The sequence below is a fragment of the Jannaschia maritima genome (assembly GCF_030973515.1).
Classification (GTDB): domain Bacteria; phylum Pseudomonadota; class Alphaproteobacteria; order Rhodobacterales; family Rhodobacteraceae; genus Jannaschia; species Jannaschia maritima.
In genome coordinates, this window is record NZ_JARGZA010000002.1 from 81,030 (window position 1) to 99,275 (window position 18,246).

At 71.3% G+C, this 18,246-nt stretch carries 17 protein-coding genes and 1 tRNA gene; 9 read left to right on the plus strand and 9 right to left on the minus strand.

The window, feature by feature from the left end; translation table 11 throughout:
* The first annotated feature begins 36 nt into the window (after positions 1–36).
* From P0084_RS02035 to P0084_RS02045, 3 genes are all read left to right on the plus strand, one after another.
* Positions 37–126 (plus strand) — tRNA-Ser (locus tag P0084_RS02035).
* 20 nt (positions 127–146) lie between these two features.
* The gene (locus P0084_RS02040) at positions 147–740 is read left to right on the plus strand and encodes a nucleotidyltransferase family protein (RefSeq protein ID WP_308915132.1); all 594 of its coding nucleotides are present in this window, start codon (positions 147–149) and stop codon (positions 738–740) included.
* A 47-nt stretch (positions 741–787) separates the two neighbouring features.
* Positions 788–2,008, plus strand: coding sequence for a sensor domain-containing phosphodiesterase (locus P0084_RS02045; RefSeq protein ID WP_308915133.1), 1,221 nt, complete (start codon positions 788–790; stop codon positions 2,006–2,008).
* A gap of 11 nt (positions 2,009–2,019) precedes the next feature.
* Here the strand turns inward: P0084_RS02045 and P0084_RS02050 are convergent, their stop codons facing one another.
* Both P0084_RS02050 and lipA read right to left on the minus strand, forming a co-directional pair.
* Complete coding sequence (locus tag P0084_RS02050; protein WP_308915134.1) at positions 2,020–3,105, minus strand: trypsin-like peptidase domain-containing protein; 1,086 nt, start codon at positions 3,103–3,105, stop codon at positions 2,020–2,022.
* The gene (gene lipA / locus P0084_RS02055) at positions 3,102–4,064 is read right to left on the minus strand and encodes a lipoyl synthase (RefSeq protein WP_308915135.1); all 963 of its coding nucleotides are present in this window, start codon (positions 4,062–4,064) and stop codon (positions 3,102–3,104) included. The genes P0084_RS02050 and lipA overlap by 4 nt, the downstream gene beginning before the upstream one ends.
* Positions 4,065–4,222: 158 nt before the next feature.
* Here lipA and P0084_RS02060 point away from each other — a divergent pair, with 158 nt between their 5' ends.
* A complete protein-coding gene (locus tag P0084_RS02060) occupies positions 4,223–4,774 on the plus strand; it encodes a VPLPA-CTERM sorting domain-containing protein (protein WP_308915136.1) in 552 nt (183 codons plus the stop codon).
* A gap of 61 nt (positions 4,775–4,835) precedes the next feature.
* Here the strand turns inward: P0084_RS02060 and P0084_RS02065 are convergent, their stop codons facing one another.
* Together P0084_RS02065 and speB are read right to left on the minus strand one after the other, a co-directional pair.
* The gene (locus P0084_RS02065; protein ID WP_308915137.1) at positions 4,836–5,927 is read right to left on the minus strand and encodes an alpha/beta fold hydrolase; all 1,092 of its coding nucleotides are present in this window, start codon (positions 5,925–5,927) and stop codon (positions 4,836–4,838) included.
* Positions 5,924–6,886 carry an agmatinase gene (gene speB / locus P0084_RS02070; protein WP_308915138.1) on the minus strand — a complete coding sequence of 321 codons (963 nt, stop codon included), beginning with the start codon at positions 6,884–6,886 and terminating at the stop codon, positions 5,924–5,926. The genes P0084_RS02065 and speB overlap by 4 nt, the downstream gene beginning before the upstream one ends.
* Before the next feature lie 70 nt (positions 6,887–6,956).
* On the opposite strand from speB, the gene P0084_RS02075 reads away from it, so the two are divergent.
* The gene (locus P0084_RS02075) at positions 6,957–7,445 is read left to right on the plus strand and encodes a flavin reductase family protein (RefSeq protein WP_308915139.1); all 489 of its coding nucleotides are present in this window, start codon (positions 6,957–6,959) and stop codon (positions 7,443–7,445) included.
* A 100-nt stretch (positions 7,446–7,545) separates the two neighbouring features.
* On the opposite strand, the gene P0084_RS02080 is transcribed toward P0084_RS02075, so the two are convergent.
* The 3 genes from P0084_RS02080 to cysS all read right to left on the minus strand — a co-directional run bounded on the left by P0084_RS02080 (position 7,546) and on the right by cysS (position 11,450).
* Positions 7,546–8,316 (minus strand): squalene/phytoene synthase family protein, encoded by a 771-nt coding sequence (locus P0084_RS02080; protein WP_308915140.1) that lies wholly within the window; start codon positions 8,314–8,316, stop codon positions 7,546–7,548.
* Positions 8,309–9,934 carry a citramalate synthase gene (gene cimA / locus P0084_RS02085; RefSeq protein ID WP_308915141.1) on the minus strand — a complete coding sequence of 542 codons (1,626 nt, stop codon included), beginning with the start codon at positions 9,932–9,934 and terminating at the stop codon, positions 8,309–8,311. Before cimA ends, P0084_RS02080 begins: the two co-directional genes overlap by 8 nt.
* 142 nt (positions 9,935–10,076) lie before the next feature.
* The gene (gene cysS / locus P0084_RS02090; RefSeq protein ID WP_308915142.1) at positions 10,077–11,450 is read right to left on the minus strand and encodes a cysteine--tRNA ligase; all 1,374 of its coding nucleotides are present in this window, start codon (positions 11,448–11,450) and stop codon (positions 10,077–10,079) included.
* Positions 11,451–11,822: 372 nt separating this feature from the next.
* On the opposite strand from cysS, the gene P0084_RS02095 reads away from it, so the two are divergent.
* Positions 11,823–12,623, plus strand: a complete 801-nt coding sequence (locus P0084_RS02095) for an isocitrate lyase/PEP mutase family protein (protein ID WP_308915143.1) — start codon at positions 11,823–11,825, stop codon at positions 12,621–12,623.
* Positions 12,620–14,029 (plus strand): pyridoxal phosphate-dependent decarboxylase family protein, encoded by a 1,410-nt coding sequence (locus P0084_RS02100; protein ID WP_308915144.1) that lies wholly within the window; start codon positions 12,620–12,622, stop codon positions 14,027–14,029. The genes P0084_RS02095 and P0084_RS02100 overlap by 4 nt, the downstream gene beginning before the upstream one ends.
* Here the strand turns inward: P0084_RS02100 and P0084_RS02105 are convergent.
* Positions 14,026–15,459 (minus strand): methyl-accepting chemotaxis protein, encoded by a 1,434-nt coding sequence (locus tag P0084_RS02105; protein WP_308915145.1) that lies wholly within the window; start codon positions 15,457–15,459, stop codon positions 14,026–14,028. The genes P0084_RS02100 and P0084_RS02105 overlap by 4 nt on opposite strands.
* A 41-nt stretch (positions 15,460–15,500) precedes the next feature.
* A complete protein-coding gene (locus tag P0084_RS02110; protein ID WP_308915146.1) occupies positions 15,501–15,956 on the minus strand; it encodes an iron-sulfur cluster assembly scaffold protein in 456 nt (151 codons plus the stop codon).
* Between the two features lie 61 nt (positions 15,957–16,017).
* Here P0084_RS02110 and hisI point away from each other — a divergent pair, with 61 nt between their 5' ends.
* Entirely contained in the window at positions 16,018–16,386 is a 369-nt protein-coding gene (gene hisI / locus P0084_RS02115) for a phosphoribosyl-AMP cyclohydrolase (RefSeq protein WP_308915147.1), read from the plus strand.
* Positions 16,387–16,437: 51 nt separating this feature from the next.
* Positions 16,438–18,243, plus strand: a complete 1,806-nt coding sequence (gene edd, locus P0084_RS02120) for a phosphogluconate dehydratase (protein WP_308915148.1) — start codon at positions 16,438–16,440, stop codon at positions 18,241–18,243.
* Positions 18,244–18,246 lie beyond the last annotated feature (3 nt).

Genomic DNA, 18,246 nt, shown 5'->3' on the forward strand with positions numbered 1-18,246 from the left:
TTGCGTCCCGCCGCGCGGCCCTATAACTCCGCCCGCGGAGAGGTGGCCGAGTGGTCGAAGGCGCACGCCTGGAAAGTGTGTAGGCGGGAAACCGTCTCGAGGGTTCGAATCCCTTCCTCTCCGCCACGATCCCCGCCGGTTCCTCCATGCCCGACAGACCAGACCCCGCGATCGTGATCCTGGCCGCGGGCCGGTCGTCGCGAATGCGCGGCGCCGACAAGCTGCTGGAGGACGTGGGCGGCACGCCTCTGATCCTTCGTGCCGTTCGGGCCGCCTGCGCGGCCGTGGCGGAGGTGATCGTGGTCTTGCCCGCGACCGACCGGACCCGCCGGTCCTGGCTGACCGACACGCCCGCGCGGATCGTGGACGTGGCGGACGGCGGAATGTCCGCCTCCATCGCCGCGGGCATCGCGGCGTGCCGGGGGGAGGCCGCAATGCTGCATCTCGCGGACATGCCGGAGATCGACGCCACCGCGCTCGGCCTCGTCGCGGCGGCCTGGCGCACCGGTGACGGCCCGGTGCTGCGCGCGGCGACCTCCGATGGACGCCCGGGACATCCGGTCGTGTTCGACCGGTCCCTGTTCCCGGACCTGTCCGCCCTGGCCGGCGATGGGGGCGCCCGTGCCGTCGTGGCACGGCACGGCGGGGCCATCGTCCGGTTGCCCGGCACCGCGGCACTGGTGGACCTGGACACGCCGGAGGACTGGGCCGCCTGGCGCCGCACCTTTTCCATTTCTTAGCGTTTGTTGCCTAGCCCCGGACCCGTCGGCCCGGAGGATCATCCGTAATGAGAATCGAAGACCTGGCGAAACGAGCGGCCGCCGAAGGCGACGCGGACGGCGAGGCGATCATCAACCGGGCCCTCGATTCGGTCCGGGAGCACCTAGGCATGCCCATCGCGTACCTGTCGGAATTCGTCGGCGACCAGACGGTGTTCCGCAACGTCAGTGCCCCGGGGCTGACGCATCTGATCAAGCCGGGGGACAGCAAGGACCTCAACAGCGTCTATTGCAAGCACATCCTGTCGGGCGACCTGCCGCAACTGATCCCCGACACGGGGGCGATCCCGCTGGCCCGCAGCCTTCCGATCACGAAGGACGCCCCCATCGGCAGCCATGTCAGCCTGCCGATCCAGAAGCCCGACGGAACCACCTATGGCATGTTCTGCTGCCTGTCGCCGACGCCGAACCCATCGCTGAACGAGCGGGACCTGAAGGTCATGCGCATGTTCGCCGGCTTGGCCGCGGAGCAGGTGCGCCACCGACTGTCCGCGGGGGCCGACAAGCGCGAAGCACGGGACCGCACGCGCGTCATCCTGGACGGCAGCGGCTTCGAAACGGTGTTCCAGCCGATCTATCGCATGAACGACGGCGCCCTGGCGGGGTTCGAGGCGCTGAGCCGGTTCCGCAGCCCATTGCATCGCGGTCCTCGCGGGGTGTTCGACGACGCGAGGCGGGCCGGCATGGTGGCCGAGCTGGAGTTGGCCGTCCTGGACCGCGCGCTCGACGCGGTGCCTGACTTGGATGCGGGACAGCGCCTGTCCGTCAACGCCTCGCCCTCCACCATCGGGAGCGGACGGTTGCGGCAGGCGTTCGGGCGATGCGGCCCCTCGCGCGTCACCCTGGAGATCACGGAGGCCGAGGTCGACATGGACGCCCCGAAGGTCGTGGGCGCGGTCACCGGGCTGCGCTCGATGGGGGTCCAGATCGCCGTGGACGACGTCGGCGCGGGCTATGCCGGCCTGCAGCAGTTGTTGCAGCTGCGTCCCGACATCCTGAAGCTGGACATCTCGCTGGTCCGCCACATCGACACGGACGCCGCGCGGCGGTCGATGGCGGCGGCGCTGGTCCACTTCGCCGGCGAGACCCGGGCCACGGTCACGGCGGAGGGGGTCGAGACGCGGGGCGAATGGTCCGTGCTGAAGGCGATGGGCGTCGAATGCGCACAGGGATGGCTGACCGGGCGTCCCGGCCCCATGGCGGATGCCCCGACCCACGTGCGCGTCTGAGCGGATCGCCCTCAGCCCCCTTCGGCCAGGGTCACCTCCACCTCGCGGCGATCGTCGCCCCGGCGTACCGTCAACGTCACCCTATCCCCGACGGCGTGGCGGTCCAGCTCGGCCAGCAGGCCGTCCAGCCGTTCGACGCGCGTGCCGTCCAGCGCCTCGATCACGTCGCCCGGGACGATGCCGTCGGCGGTCACGCGCGCCGGTTCCAACCCCGCCCGCGCGGCCGGACCGCCGGGCAGGACCTCCAACACCATCACGCCCGGCGGCAGTCCGTTCGCGCGCAGCAGCGCGTCGGCGCGCGCGTCCCCGCTGATGCCCAGCGCGGGCGGGGCATAGGTGCCGCGCGCGATCAGCTGGGGCACGACGCGTGCGACCACGTCGACCGGGACGGCGAACCCGATCCCGGCATTCGCGCCCGAAGGCGAGAAGATCGCCGTGTTCACCCCGATCAGCCGTCCCGCGCTGTCCAGCAGCGGCCCGCCGGAATTGCCCGGGTTGATCGCGGCGTCCGTCTGGATCAGCCCCCGGATCGTGAGCGCGCGGTCCACCGGAAGGTCGCGGTCGAGCGCGCTGACGATGCCGCGCGTCAGGGTGAAGTCCAACCCGAACGGGTTGCCGATCGCGAACACGTTCTGCCCGACCGCCAGGTCCGCGCTCGTCCCCAACGGCAGGGGTCGCATCCCCATGCCCGGCACGCGCAGTACGGCCAGGTCGTTGCGCCGGTCCGTTCCCACCAGCCTCGCCCGGACCGCGCGGCCGCCCGGCAGCCGGACGGACGCGCCCGTCGCGTTCTCGACCACGTGGGCGTTCGTGACGACGTAGCCTTCGCCCCACACGAACCCGGAGCCGGTGCCCGACGGCATGTCCATGCCGCGCCGGAACATATCCATGCCCCGCGCCGTGGTCGCGATGAAGACCACGGAGGCCTGCGCACCCTGGAACAACGCGATGGCGGCCGCCTCGTCGCCGGCCAGGTCGCCACGTGGGGCGACCGTGGGCGCGGGCGGGGCCGGTGGGGGGCTGATCCAGGGGGCCGCGACGACGCCGATCGCGCAACCCGCCGCCAGCGAGATCATCAGCGCCAGCAGGCCCCTCACGTGATGGCCAGGCCCAGTCGCTTGTCGCGTTCGGCCCGCAGCCGCGCGAAGTCGTCCCCCGCGTGATAGCTGCTGCGCGTCAGGGGCGTGGCCGACACCATCAGGAAGCCCTTGCCCCAGGCGGCACGCTCGTACCCCGCGAACTCGTCCGGCGTGACGAAGCGGTCGACCCGGTGATGCTTGGGCGTGGGCTGCAGGTACTGGCCGATCGTCAGGAAGTCGATGTCGGCGGCGCGCATGTCGTCCATGACCTGCAGCACCGATTGCCGGTCCTCGCCCAGGCCGACCATGATGCCGGACTTGGTGAACATCGAGGGATCCATCTCCTTCACGCGCTGCAGCAGGCGGAGGGAATGGAAGTAGCGCGCGCCGGGACGGACCTCCGGATAGAGGCCCGGGACCGTTTCCAGGTTGTGGTTGAACACGTCCGGTCGCGCGGCCACGACGACTTCCAGCGCGTCCGGACCGCAGCGGATGAAGTCGGGGGTCAGGATCTCGATCGTGGTGGCGGGGCTGCGCTTGCGGATGGCGCGGATGGTTTGGGCGAAGTGCTCTGCCCCCCCGTCGGCCACGTCGTCGCGATCCACGGAGGTGACGACCACGTGATTGAGCCCCAGCTTCGCCACGGCGTCGGCCACGCGTCCCGGCTCGAACACGTCCAGGGCCTCGGGCGGCTTGCCGGTGGCGATGTTGCAGAAGGTGCAGGCGCGGGTGCACACCTCGCCCATGATCATCATGGTGGCGTGGCCCTGGCTCCAGCATTCGCCCACGTTGGGGCAGCCCGCTTCCTCGCAGACCGTGACCAGCTTGTGGTCCCGCATGATCTTCGCCGTCTGCCTGTAGCCTTCGCCGACGGGGGCCTTCACGCGGATCCACGACGGCTTCTTCGGCTGGACCTGATCCGGGCGGCGGGCCTTCTCGGGATGGCGCTGTTCGGGGATCTTGAGGTCGCGGGGCATGGGAGAGATCCGTATGGTCGCCCCGGACAGATAGGCAGACAACCTGGGGCTGTCGAGGGTCCGGGACGTTAACCACCGACGACGATCGGCCCTCCCCCCGCGCCGGTCGTATGAGGTATTCGTATCGAAACCGTTGCATCTTTTAGGAGCATTCGACCATGAAGACATTCACAGCCACCATCCTCGCCGCGGCGCTTACGGCCGGCGCGGCCTCCGCCGCAACGCTGACGCCCATCGGCGCGACGTTCGACCCCGACGCGGTCGCGAATCGCGGCAGCGACAACGGCCGCAACATCATCGGCAACGCCTTCGACGGCGACGCGAGCACGTTCTTCGAGATCGGCCTGGGATCGACCGTCGACTTCGTGTTCGGGCAACCGTTCACGGGACCCGGCTCCGTGATCGAGGTCACGTTCGGCTCGGCCGACGCGCGTCCCGAATCGGCCACCATCTTCGGCGGCCGGAACGGTACGTTCACCGAGTTGGCCCGGGTCACGAACGCGCAGTCGCAGACCCCGTTCTCGTTCGCGTTCGGGGGGACGTTCGACGTCCTGCGCTTCACGGACACGTCGACCCCCAGGCAGGGGCAGACGACGGGCGGGTTCGACATCGCGGAGGTTTCGGTCTCGCCGGTGCCCGTTCCCGCGGCGGGCCTGCTGTTGCTGGGCGGCTTGGCCGGCATGGGCGCGATGGCGCGCCGCAAGCGGTAGGACGCCGCCTCGGGGACGAACGACGGGAGGCCCCCGGCCGCATGGCCGGGGGCGTTCGCGATCAGGGCGCGAGCGTGTCCAGGAACGCGACCACGTCGTCCATGATCCGCGCGGACGTGGCGCGGTCGCCTTCCAGAGCGCAGTGCATGGCGTCGGGCAGGTGGATGCGTCGGCAATCGCGGGCTACGTCGCACAGGCGCGCCGCGGCGTCCGAGCGCACGATCGTGTCGCGGCCCGCGGTCACCATCAGCGTCGGCACGGCGATCGCGGGACCCAGGGCGCGCAGGCGGTCCTGGGACCGCAGGGTCGCGGCCACCCAGGCCATCGACGGGGCGTCGACGCGCAGGTTCGAATCGAGCGTGAAGAGCGCGTCGCGCATGTGTGCGCGCTCGGGCGTGCCGGAGCATCGCGTCGGTTCGTCCGACCCGCCGTCCGGGTCGAACAGGGCCGCCCGGTCCCACGACCCTGGACCGGGCGCGTAGCGTTCGCCCAGGCCGGTCCGGACCATCGTTTCCGCCAGGGTCCGGCCGATCCAACCGGGGAAGGGATCGGTCCGGATCTCGACCATCGGCACGATGGCGGCCAGGCCCAGGATGTCGGGCGCGCGTTCGGCCGCGGTGCGCAGGGCGACGTGCCCGCCCTTCGACACGGCGACGATCGCGACCGGTCCCGCCTGCGCCGCGACGAAGGACGCCAGATCGGCGGTCAGGTCCGCATAGTCGGTCACGTGACCCATGTCGGGGACCGGACCCGTGCGGGTCGACCGTCCCTGCCCCCGCTGGGACACCGCGGCGACGTCCCAACCCGCGTCGGCCAGGCGAACCATCTCGTCTGCGTACATCTCCAGCGGGGCGGTGTAGCCGGGAACGAAGACGACTGTGCCGCGGCGGGTCCCGCGCGCGGGCAAGGCTCCCGTTTCCAAGACGATGCCGGGGGCCGTGTCGAAGCGATCCGTCCGCCAGTCGTCCGGCAGGGGCGTCAGCGACGCGGCCAGATAGGCACGTGCCGCGTCCTGCTGGGCGGACGTGGCGCCCGGGTCGGACCCGTCGCCTGGCGCGGTCGTCACCGCCACCCCGGCGCAGGCCACCAGGGCGACGACCGCCAGAAGGACCCCCGCCGCGATGGACAGCGCGCGGAGGAACGCGCGCCTCATCGGCGGGTCCATTCCCACAGGCACAGAAGCTCCATCACGACATGGGCGCCCGCGATCGCGGTGGCCCCCGTCGTGTCGTAGGGGGGCGAGACCTCGACCACGTCGCCGCCCACCATGTTGACGCCCGCGATGTCGCGCAGAATCGCGGCCGCCTGGGCCGACGACAGGCCCCCCCAGACGGGCGTGCCCGTGCCCGGCGCGAAGGCCGGATCGAGGCAGTCGATGTCGAACGTCACGTAGGCTGGGCGATCGCCCACCGTTTCCCGGATGGCAGCGGCGACGGCACCCGGGCCGGTGTCGTGGACGTCGCGGGCGGTGATCGTGCGCACGCCCTGGGGGTCGTCGTTCACCGTGCGGATGCCGACCTGCACAGACGTGGCGGGGTCGATCACGCCCGCCTTCACGGCCTTGTAGAACATGGTCCCATGGTCCACCCGAGTCAGGTCGTCGTCGGGCCACGTGTCCGAATGGGCGTCGAACTGGATCAGGGACAGCGGGCCGTGGACCTCCGCATGGACCTGGAGGATGGGGAAGCTGACGTAGTGGTCGCCCCCCATCGCGATGCAGGCCGCGCCCTGGCCCAGGATGCCGCGGACGTGATCGCGCAGGGCGCCGGGGAAGTCGGCCACCTGGGCATAGTCGAACCCGCAATCGCCGTAATCGGCGATGGCCAGATCCTCCAACGGCGACAGGCCGTCCCAGCCCCAGGGCGGATCGAAGACCTGCAGGGCGCTGGCCTCGCGCAGGGCGCGGGGACCGAAGCGGGTGCCGGGGCGGTGGGTGACCGCCCCATCGAAGGGGATGCCCGTGATCGCGACGTCGAAGCCCGATAGGTCCTTGGAATACCGGCGGCGGAACATGCTGGGCACGCCGCCGAAGGCGTTCTCCATCCGCAGGCCCTTGACCGGACCGGTCACGGCCCCGTCGACCTGGTCGCGCGCGTCCTGAAGCAATGCCATGGCGGTCCTCCCCCTGCGGCCCCATATGGCGGGGGTCGACTCCCCCCCGCAAGGCGTTAGGTGCCCTCGCATGACAGACCTCCGCCAGGACTTCGTGCACGCCATGAGCCGTTGCGCCGCGACCGTCAGCGTCGTGACGACCGACGGCGAAGCGGGACGTGCGGGGCTGACGGTGTCGGCGATGACGTCCGTGTCGGCGGACGGGGACGCGCCGACGATGCTGGTCTGCGTCAACCGGGGCGCCGCGGCGGCGGAACCCATCCTGGCGAACGGGCGCTTCGCCATCAACGTCCTGGGGTCCGACCAGCAGGACGTGGCGGACCGCTTCGCCGGACGCGCGGGCGTCGCGGACAAGTTCGCCGGCCTGATCTGGGACGTGATGGCGACAGGCGCCCCCGTCCTGGCGGGCCTGGCGGCCTTCGACTGCGAGGTGCAGTCGTCGGACGCCGTGGGCACCCACTTGGTTCTGATCGGCGCCGTCCGTGCCGTCCGCGTGTCGGAAACGGGATCGCCGCTGATCTACGGGATGCGCAGCTATCTTCGGACGGAGCGGGCCTGAGGAATCGCGCTCCGGCGGTGTGTCCGCGGGAGCATGGGTTCACGTCAAGCCGTTTCCGCGTGAATGTCCCCGTGTCGAACCCTGGTATGCCGCTCCAAGGTCAGGGGCGGCCCGACGCCGCGCGCCAGGCGAGGGACAGGCGAGCGCGGAGCGGGGGTTCGGACGGTACCGGCGCGGCCGGGTGCTTGGATAGCGCCCGGAGAGTCGCCGCGGCCTCCGGCAGCACAAGCATGACCGCGCGGGACCGGGCATCGGCGTCCAGGCTCCTCGCCCGCCGGGCGGCGTCGAGCCCCTGTTCCGCGAGGGCCTTCGTCGTCAAATCCATGTCGCCGGGGGGCAGCGGGTCGAAGCCGCGGTCGCGCAGGATCGGCACGGCGGACAGGTAGCCGGCCAAGCCCTGCGCGCGCCCCGCCAGGCCCAGCGCGTCGTCCCCCGTGCCGCCCGCCAGCCGCCCCGCCATGCGCAGCAGCGCGCCCGCCGTCGCGTCGGCATAGGCCACCACGGCGTCCGCGTCCGCCGGGGCGGCGCGCTCCAGATCGTCGTGGCGGACCACCACCAGATCGTCCAGCGCCCGGGCTGCGTCGGCGTCGAGGACGGCGCCCAGGGGGGTCGCGACCTCGTGCCGCCGGACGGGGCGGCCTTCGGCGATCTCGGCCAGGACGTCGCGCCACCATTGCAGGCGGATGCGGGCCAGCATCGGGTCGGACACGACCCAGGGCGCGCGGGCGACTTCGAGGTTGAAGGCGTAGATCGGGAACAGGACGCGGCGGACGTCGAGCGGTGCGGCCATCGCGGCGCGGAAGCGGGGCGGGTCGCCGCGGGCGACCAGGGCCGCGCAGGCGCCGACGTCGTCGTCCGACGGATCAGCCATCGGCGCGGGCGGTGTCCGAAGCCGCGTCGCGGCAGAGCTTCCACTCGATCGCGTCGAGCAGCGCCTCGAAGGACGCATCGACGATGTTGGGGCTGACGCCCACGGTGGACCAGCGGTTTCCGGCGGCGTCCTCGTGGTCGATGATGACCCGCGTCACGGCCTCCGTGCCGCCCTGCATGATGCGCACGCGGAAATCGGTCAGCCGCATGTCCGCGATGAGCGGTTGATACCGCCCCAGATCCTTGGTCAGCGCCTTCGACAGCGCATTGACGGGACCGGCATCGGCGCCCGCTTCCATGCTGTCGGACACGGACATGCGCTTCTCGCCGTCGAGCTTCACGACGACCACGGCCTCCGACAGGCTGACCATCGCGTCCCGGCGGTTCTTGCGACGCTCGACGGTGACGCGATAGCGCTTCACCTCGAAGAAGGACGGCATCGCGTCCAGGTGACGGCGGGCGAGGTTCTCGAACGACGCCTGCGCGCCGTCGTAGGTATAACCCGCGTCCTCGCGGTCCTTCACGCGTCCGAGCAGCTTCTGGAGTTGAGCGTCGGTTCCGGTCAACCCCGCATCCGCAAGACGCGCGCGAAGGTTCGACAATCCGGCCTGGTTGGACATCGGAACGATGCGGGCGTTGCCCACGGTTTCGGGCGTGACGTGTTCGTAGAGTCCCGGATCCTTGAGCACCGCGCTGGCGTGGAGGCCGGCCTTGTGGGCGAAGGCGGAGGCGCCGACATAGGCCGCCTCCCGCCGGGGAACGCGGTTCAGGATCTCGTCCAGGCGGCGGCTGACCTTGAGGATGCCGCGCAGGGCATCGGGTGAGGTTCCGGTCGCAAACCGTTCGTTCCAATAGGGTTTCGACACGAGCGTCGGGATCAGCGTCACGAGGTTGGCGTTGCCGCAACGCTCGCCCAGACCGTTCAGCGTTCCCTGCAGATGGCGGGCGCCCGCGTCGATGGCGGCGAGCGTTCCGGCGACGGCCTGGCCCGTGTCGTCGTGGGTGTGGATGCCCAGGCGGTCGCCGGGAATGCCCCTGGATATCAAGGCGTTCACGACGTCGCCGATGCGGGCGGGCATGGTGCCGCCGTTGGTGTCGCACAGCACGGCCCAGCGGGCGCCGGCGTCGAGCGCGGCTTCCACGGCGGCGACGGCATGCGTGCTATCCGCCTGATATCCATCGAAGAAATGCTCGGCGTCGAAGATGGCTTCGCGGCCTTGGGCGACGACGTGGGCGATGGATCGCTCTATGTTTTCGAGGTTCTCCGCAGGCGTGATGCTCAGCGCGGTTTCGACGTGGCGGATATGGGCCTTGCCGACCAGGCAGACGGACGGGGTGCCGGCGTCTAGGACGGCGGCCAGGACGTCGTCGTTGGATGCGGACCGGCCCGCGCGCTTCGTCATGCCGAACGCAACCAACGTGGCGGAAGTCCTTGGCGGGCTTGCGAAAAACTCGCTGTCCGTGGGGTTCGCGCCGGGCCATCCGCCTTCGATGTGGTCGACGCCCAGGGTGTCGAGCATCGCCGCGATCCCGTGCTTCTCGGCCGCCGTGAACTGCACGCCCTGCGTCTGCTGGCCGTCGCGAAGCGTGGTATCGTAAATGGTGAGGCGTTCGGTCACAGGCGGCCCCCGGAGCCCGAAAATCGCCGTACACCCCCCGTACACCCCCCGTACACCCCCCGTGCATACGTTTCGGCACACCGGCACCGCGCTCTGCGCCGGTCTTGCGTCCCGGCGGCGTTCCGTGCGGGGGGTGGTGGATTCATTCCGCGCCCTCCAGGGCCGTGGGGTCGAAGTCCGGGCCCGGGGTGAGGGTGACGTCGTCGCGGGACATCTGGACCTGGACGCCGGCCGCGGTCAGCGCGGCCTTCATCGCGTCGAGCGCGGCGAAGTCGCGGCGGGCCATGGCGTCGGCGCGGGCAGCCGTCAGCTTGGCCTCCCACGGCGAAAGGTCGACGGCGGGGGCGTCCCAGCCGGCCAGTTCGTCGGTCAGCAGCCCCACCATCGCGGCGGACGCGGCAAGCGTCGCGCCATCGCCCATCTTCGCCAGGCGGTGCAACTCGGTCATGACCTGCGGCGTGTTGAGGTCGTCGCGCAGGGCGGTCAGCACGGCCGGGTCCGGGGTCCCGCCGGGTTGGGCCAGGGCGCGCCAACTGCGCAGCGTCGCGTCCGCCGCGCGGGCCTTGTCGTCCGTCCAGTCCATCGGCTTGCTGTAATGGGTCTGGAGGAAGACGTAGCGGACGACCTCGCCCGGAATGCCCCGGTCGAGGAGGTCCCGAATGGTGAAGAAGTTGCCCAGCGACTTGGACATCTTGCGCCCTTCGACGAGCAGCATCTCGTTGTGCAGCCACAGGCGCGCGAAGGGCTCGCCCGGGTGGGCGCAGCGGGACTGCGCGGCCTCGTTCTCGTGGTGCGGGAACAGCAGGTCGTTGCCGCCGCCGTGGATGTCGACCGTGTCGCCCAGGATGCGGCGGGCCATGGCGGAGCATTCGATGTGCCAGCCCGGCCGGCCCCGGCCGATCCCTTCGATCCCCGGACCGGCCCAGTCCCAGCCCGGCGTGTCCGCGTCGGACGGCTTCCACAGAACGAAGTCCATGGGGTCGCGCTTGTAGGGGGCGACCTCCACCCGACTGCCCGCGATCATGTCGTCCACGGAACGGCCCGACAGGCTGCCGTATTCCGGGTCGGTGGCGACGGAGAAGAGGACGTGGCCGTCGGCCGCATAGGCGTGACCATCGGCGACCAGCTTGGCGATCATCGCCTGCATCGCGTCGATGTGGTCGGTGGCGCGGGGCTCGACGTCGGGGGGGGCGTTGCCCAGGGCGGCCATGTCGTCGTGATACCATTCCAGCGTCTCGTCGGTGACGTCGCGGATGGGGCGGCCGGTGGCGCGGGCGCGCGCGTTGATCTTGTCGTCCACGTCGGTGACGTTGCGGACATACGTGACGTGGTCCGCGCCGTAATCGTGCCGCAGCAGGCGGGTCAGGACGTCGAAGACGACGACGTTGCGGGCGTTCCCCAGATGCGCACGGTCGTAGACGGTGGGCCCGCACAGGTAGAGGCGCACGTTCTCCGGGTCCGCGGGCGCGAAGGGTTCGACCTTGCGGGTCAGGGAGTTGCGAAGCCGGATCGCCATGGCCGGTCCCTTCCTGTCGTGGCGGGTGGGGCCGGATCGTCAGGCGCGGCCCTGGGGCCCGCCGCGGTGTTCCGTCAGCGGGCGAGCGGGATGCAGATGATGCAGATGCGCGCCATGGGGGATGCGGTAGCATGGGGGGTGCGGGGCGGCAAGCGTGGGGGTGTTCGTCGGAGTGGATGAGTAAGCGGCGGCGTCCTCGGACTCGATCCGAGGTTCTCCGGGGAGTCGCGCGAGGGATGGGAGGTCCTCGGGTCAAGCCCGAGGATGACCCGGCGCAACGGGGCGGTGTCGCCGCTTGCGGGAGCACGATCCGGGCTGACGTTCGCAAGCGGGCATCCTAGGGTCCCGGCGGATCAACGAGGAGCGCCCGCCATGACCACCTTTCGCGACCTGCACCGGCCCGGGGACCCGTTCGTGCTGGCCAACGTCTGGGACGTGGGCAGCGCGCGGATGATGGCGGCGATGGGGGCGAAGGCGGTGGCCACGTCGTCCGCGGGGTTCGCGTTCACGCGGGGGGTGCCCGACACGCGGATCGGGCGGGCGGAGGCCATCGCCCACGGGGCGGACCTGGTCGCGAACGTGGCGGTGCCGGTCCACGGCGACCTAGAGGACGGGTACGGCCCCGAGCCCGCCGATTGCGCCGACACGGTGACCGAAGCGGCCCTGGCGGGGCTGGCGGGCTGCTGCATCGAGGACGTGGCTGGCGACGGAAGCCCATACGGCGCGCGGGCGGCCGCGGCGCGGATCGAGGCGGCGGCGGTGGCGGCGCGGGGTGCGGCACGCGACTTCGTCCTGTGCGCGCGGGCCGACGGCGTGATGCATGGGCGCTACGACCTGGACGAGGCGATCGCGCGGCTGCGGGCCTTCCGCGAGGCGGGGGCGGACGTGCTGTACTGCCCGGTCCCGGGGTCGGCGGACGACCTGCGGCGGATCGTGGAGGCGGTGGACGCGCCGGTGAACGCCCTCGCGGTGGGGCCGTTGGCGACCCTTTCGCTGGCGGACTTCGCGGCGCTGGGCGTGGCACGGGTGTCCGTGGGCGCGGCGCTGGCGCGGGCGACGCATCGCGTGGTCCGGGACGCGGGCGGCGCGATGCTGGGGGGCGACTTCGGCGGCTTGGGGGGCATCGCGGGGGGCGACGTGGATGCGATGCTGGCCCAGGGGGCGGACGCATGAGGACGCATGACGACCTGCCCGCCTGGTCGGCGCGCGCGGCGGCGTGGATCCGCGACTATCACGCGGGCCTGCGGGACAGGCCCGTCCGGGCGCGGATCCGACCGGGCGACCTGCTGGCCGCCCTGCCCCCGGCCGCGCCGGACGCGCCGGAGGATCCGGACGCCATCTTCGCTGATTTCGAGCGGCTGATCCCCGGCGCGCTGACGCATTGGCAGCATCCGCGCTTCTTCGCGTACTTCCCCGCCAACGCCTCGCCCGCGTCGATGCTGGCGGAGCAACTGGTGGCGGGGATCGCCGCGCAAGGAATGCTGTGGCAGACCTCGCCCGCCGCAACGGAGCTGGAACAGGGGATGATGATCTGGCTGCGCGGCGCGCTGGGCCTGCCGGACGGGATGACGGGGACGATCCACGATTCGGCCACGACCGCGACGCTTTCGGCCGTACTGACGATGCGCGAGCGCGCGCTGGGCTTCGCGGGGCTGACCGACGGGCTGTCGGGGGCGCCGCTCCTGCGGATCTATGCCAGCGCGCATACGCATTCGAGCGTGGACAAGGCGGTGCGGCTGGCGGGGATCGGGCAGGCGAACCTGATCAAGATCCCCACGCGAGCCGACCTGTCGATGGACCCGGACGCGCTTGGGGCGGCCATCGCGGCGGACCGGGCGGCGGGACACGTGCCCGCCGGCGTGGTGTTCTGCGCGGGCGGCACGGGGGTCGGCGCGTTCGACGCGATCGGGGAATGCCTGCCCCGTTGCGACGGGCTGCCCACGCATCTGGACGCCGCCTGGGCGGGGTCGGCGATGGTGTGCCCCGAGTTCCGGGACCTATGGGACGGGGCGGCGGGCTGCGAGAGCATCGTGTTGAACCCGCACAAGTGGATGGGGGCGCAGTTCGACTGCGCGGTGCAGTTCATGCGCGATCCCACCGATCAGGTGAACACGCTGGGCCTGCGCCCCGATTACCTGCGCACGCTGGAGGGCGAGGACGTCGTCAACTTCAACGAATGGACGGTGCCGCTGGGCCGCCGGTTCCGGGCGCTGAAGCTGTGGTTCGTTCTGCGGGCCTATGGCCTGGACGGGATCCGGTCGCGGATCCGCGACCATGTGGACTGGGCCGAGGCGCTGTGCGAGCGGCTGCGCGACGTGGATGGACTGGTGATCGCGTCGGAGCCACGGTTGGCGCTGTTCTCGTTCGCCTGCGCGGAGGGCGACGACGCCACGGAGGCGCTGGTCCAGGCGATCAACGCGGACGGGCGGGTGTACCTGACGCAGACGCGGCACGACGGGCGGCTGGTGATCCGCGTCAGCGTGGGGTCGTGGGACTGCACGCGAGACGACGTGATGTGCGTGGCGGAGGTGGTCGAGAATCTGATGCGCGCGGGCGCGGGAGCCGTGGCGTCGGGCTAGCGCGACCGGCCCGGCACGGCCTTGCCGGCGCGGTAGCCCATGCGCACGCAGCCCCAATGGCGGCCGCGCACGGTGACGGGGACGGACAGGTCGGTCATCATCACGAACCCTTCGGCGCCGAGGTCGCGGCGGTAGAACTGCATGAGGAACGGATCGGTGTTGCGTCCCGCCGACAGGCCGACGCGATCGTCGAAGATGCGGCGATTGCGCGAATGGGCCATGTTCCAGGCCGGATCGTCGCCCTGCGGCTTCGAGAAGCGCGCGTTGTGTGTGCCGATGTATCCGTCGCGGTTGGCCGGCGCGCAGAAGAGGACGGCGGGGTCGAAGTCGAACGCCGTCTCGATCAGCTCGGCCACGCGGCGGTCGGTGAAGGGCGTGAAGGGGGTCATGTGCTGGGGCGGGTCCGACCCCTCGATCGGGTCGTAGTCGGTCGAGAAGAGCGCGGCCTCCGTGATCTCGCCGCGTTCGAGGCCGGTCTCGAAGATGTCGGCGACCCTGTGGGCCATCGTGTCGACGAAGGCGATGAAGCGGTCCTGCCCGCTGCCGTCCCCGATGCGGGTGGTGCGCTGCACCAAGACTTCACAGGCGTCCATCATGCGCTGCGAGCGGACGCGCGCCTCGTGGACGCCTCCGGCGGTGGTGCGGGCCACCGATTCGACCTCCGCGGTGACGGGGCGCAGGGCGTCCCCGGCCTCCCGCAGTTCCGATACGACACCCTGCAGCCCTTCGATGCGGGCCAGCGCGTCGCCCATCCCGTCGGCTATGGCGGTGATCGCGTCGAGGTTGCCTTCGGCGACGTGCAGCCCCTGTTCGAAGTCGGGGGACAGGCGTTCGGAATCGGTGCGCAGCGTGCTGGTCCACTGGCCCAGCGCCTCGATCCCCTTGCCGATCTCGCCCGTCGCGGCGGCGGTCTGGCGCGACAGGTCGCCCACGGCCTCCGCCACGACGGCGAAGCCGCGGCCGGCCTCGCCGGCGCGCGCGGCCTCGATGCTGGCGTTGACGGCGAGGATGTTCACCTGGCGCGCGATGCGGGCGATCTGGTCCTTGCCCTTCACGATCTCGGCCAGGACCAGCTCCAACTCGCCGGCGCGGGTGCCGATATGGGTGCCCCAATCGGCGAGGCGGCGCAGGCGGGCGGCGTTCTCGGTGATGACGTCCAGACGGTCGCGGGCGCCGCGTTCCGTGCGCGCCGCCGTGTCCTGGAGGTCGGCGAACCCGCCGGAGAGCGAAATGGTCGTCGCCTCGATGGCGCCGACGCCGCTGCGCAGGGGGCCCAACTGGTCGAGGTTGCGGTTGGCCGCCGCCTCGATCCCGTCGAGGAATCCCGCGAGGTCCACGATCTCGTAGCCCAGGGGCACGATGTCGTCGGCGACGTGGGTGTCGCCGGATGCCGGCGCCTGCATGGCATCGGGCTTGCGCATGGCCGTCATCGTTGTCTCCCTGTCGACGGGAGCGGCCTAGCGCGCGGGCGTTACCCCGGGGTTAATCGTACCGCGTCCAGGGACCGGAGCGCGTCGAGCGTGGCGTCGAGCGACAGGAGGATCGACGCGTGACGGTTGCGGTAGTCGCGCGCGGGCTGAAGCACGGCCAGCCCGTCGAAGGGCGCCCTGGGCGGAGGGCCGTCCGCGGTCAGCATCGCTGCGAGCTCGTCGCGGGCGGCGGCGACCTGCGCCGCGTCGCAGCCCGGCAGCGCCCGCCCCGTGACGGAGGCCGCGGCCTGCCCCAGTGCGCAGGCCTTCACGTCCTGGGCGTAGCGCGCGATGCGCCCCGCGTCGTCCACGTCGAGGGACACCGACACGACCGACCCGCAGAGCGGCGCGCGCACCTTGCCCGTGGCCATCGGCGCGTCGATCGGATCGGTCGCGGGCATGTCGGCGGCCAGCGCCAGGATCCGCCCGGAATAGAGCTTGATGAGGTCGTCCGACATCCCGCGTTCCCTTCGCCCGTGGCATGGGGTACCTAACCGCCGGACCACGGGATGCAACGCCATGACCTTCGACCCCGCGAGCCTGCGTTACGATGCCAACGGGCTGATCCCCGCGGTGGCGCAGGACGACGCGACGGGCGAGGTGCTGATGATGGCGTGGATGAACGCGGACGCGGTGGCGATGACGCTGGCGACGGGCCGGGTCACGTACTGGTCGCGGTCGCGCCAGGCGTTCTGGATCAAGGGCGAGACGTCGGGCCACGCGCAGGCGCTGGTCGACCTGCGCATCGACTGCGACCGGGACTGCCTGCTGCTGCGGGTGACGCAATCGGGCCCGGCCTGCCACACGAACCGGCGGACCTGCTTCTTCACCGCCGTCCGCGATGGCACGGAGGTGGAGCTGATGGCCCCGGAACCGGCGCGCCCTTGAACCGTTAGCGCTATCAAGGCATTGGGCCGTCGCAGGAACAGGGGGACGACCATGCCGCTCGACAGCCGACTGGACGAGATCACCGACCGCATCCGCGAACGCTCGCACGAGGGGCGCGACCGGTATCTGCGTCGGATGCGCGCGCAGGCCGAGCAGGGGCCGCGGCGGGCGCATCTGGATTGCGGCAACCAGGCCCATGCCTATGCCGCGATGGAGGGGCAGAAGGACGACCTGACGGCTGACCGGGTGCCCAATATCGGGATCGTGACGGCCTACAACGACATGCTGTCGGCCCATGCGCCGTATTACGACTATCCGACGCGGATCAAGGCGGCGGCGGGGCGTGTGGGCGCGACGTGCCAGGTGGCGGGTGGCGTGCCGGCGATGTGCGACGGGGTCACGCAGGGCCAGGTGGGGATGGAGCTGTCTCTGTTCAGCCGCGACGTGATCGCGCTGTCGGCCGGCGTGGCGCTGTCGCACAACACGTTCGATGCCGCGCTGTATCTGGGAATCTGCGACAAGATCGTGCCGGGCCTGGTGATCGCGGCGGCGACCTTCGGCTATCTGCCCGGCATCTTCGTGCCAGCGGGGCCGATGACGTCCGGCCTGCCCAACGACGAGAAGGCGCGCGTCCGGCGCGAGTTCGCCGAAGGCAAGATCGACCGCAAGGGTCTGATGGCCGCGGAGATGGCGTCGTATCACGGTCCGGGGACCTGCACGTTCTATGGCACCGCGAACAGCAACCAGATGTTGATGGAGTTCATGGGCCTGCACCTGCCCGGCGCGTCCTTCGTGAACCCCGGCACGCCCCTGCGCGACGCCCTGACCGATGCGGCCACAGTGCGGGCGACGCAGATCACCGCGCTTGGCAACGATTATACCCCCGTCTGCGACGTGCTGGACGAGCGCGCCTTCGTGAACGGACTGGTCGGCCTGATGGCGACGGGCGGGTCCACGAACCTGGTGCTGCACCTGATCGCGATGGCGCGCGCGGCGGGCGTGCATCTGACCTGCGAGGATTTCGACGCGGTGTCGGACGTCACGCCCCTGATGGCGCGCGTCTATCCCAACGGGCTGGCGGACGTGAACCACTTCCACGCGGCGGGCGGCCTTCCCTACATGATCGGGCGCCTGTTGGAGGCGGGGCTGCTGCACGACGACGTCAAGACCGCCGCGGGCGGCGGCCTGTCGGCCTATGCCACCGAGCCGAAGCTGGATGGGGACGACCTGTCCTGGCACCCCGGCCCGCGCGACAGCCTGAACGACAAGATCCTGCGCACCCCCGCCGATCCGTTCCAGGCGACCGGCGGCCTGAAGGAGCTGCGGGGGGATCTGGGCCTGGGGGTGATGAAGGTCTCCGCCGTGGATCCGTCGCTTCACGTCATCGAGGCCCCGGCGGCCGTGTTCGAGGGGCAGCAGGCGGTGAAGGACGCGTTCAAGGCGGGCGCGCTGAACCGCGACGTCGTGGTGGTCGTCCGGCATCAGGGACCGCGCGCGAACGGGATGCCCGAACTGCACGGCCTGACGCCGGTTCTGTCGGTGCTGCTGCAACGGGGTCACCGGGTCGCGCTCGTCACCGACGGGCGCATGTCGGGGGCGTCGGGCAAGGTGCCCGCCGCGATCCACGTGGCGCCCGAGGCCGCGGCCGGCGGGCTGATCGGACGTCTGCGGGACGGCGATGTCGTCCGGGTCGACGCGACGGCGGGGCGGCTGGATGTGCTGACCCCCGGCGTGGCCGACCGCGAGCCAGCCCCCTTCGATCCGGACAGCAACGCGTTCGGCCTGGGGCGCGAGATGTTCGCGGCCTTCCGCGCCAATGTCGGCGGGTCCGACACCGGCGCGGCCGTGGTCGTCTGACGG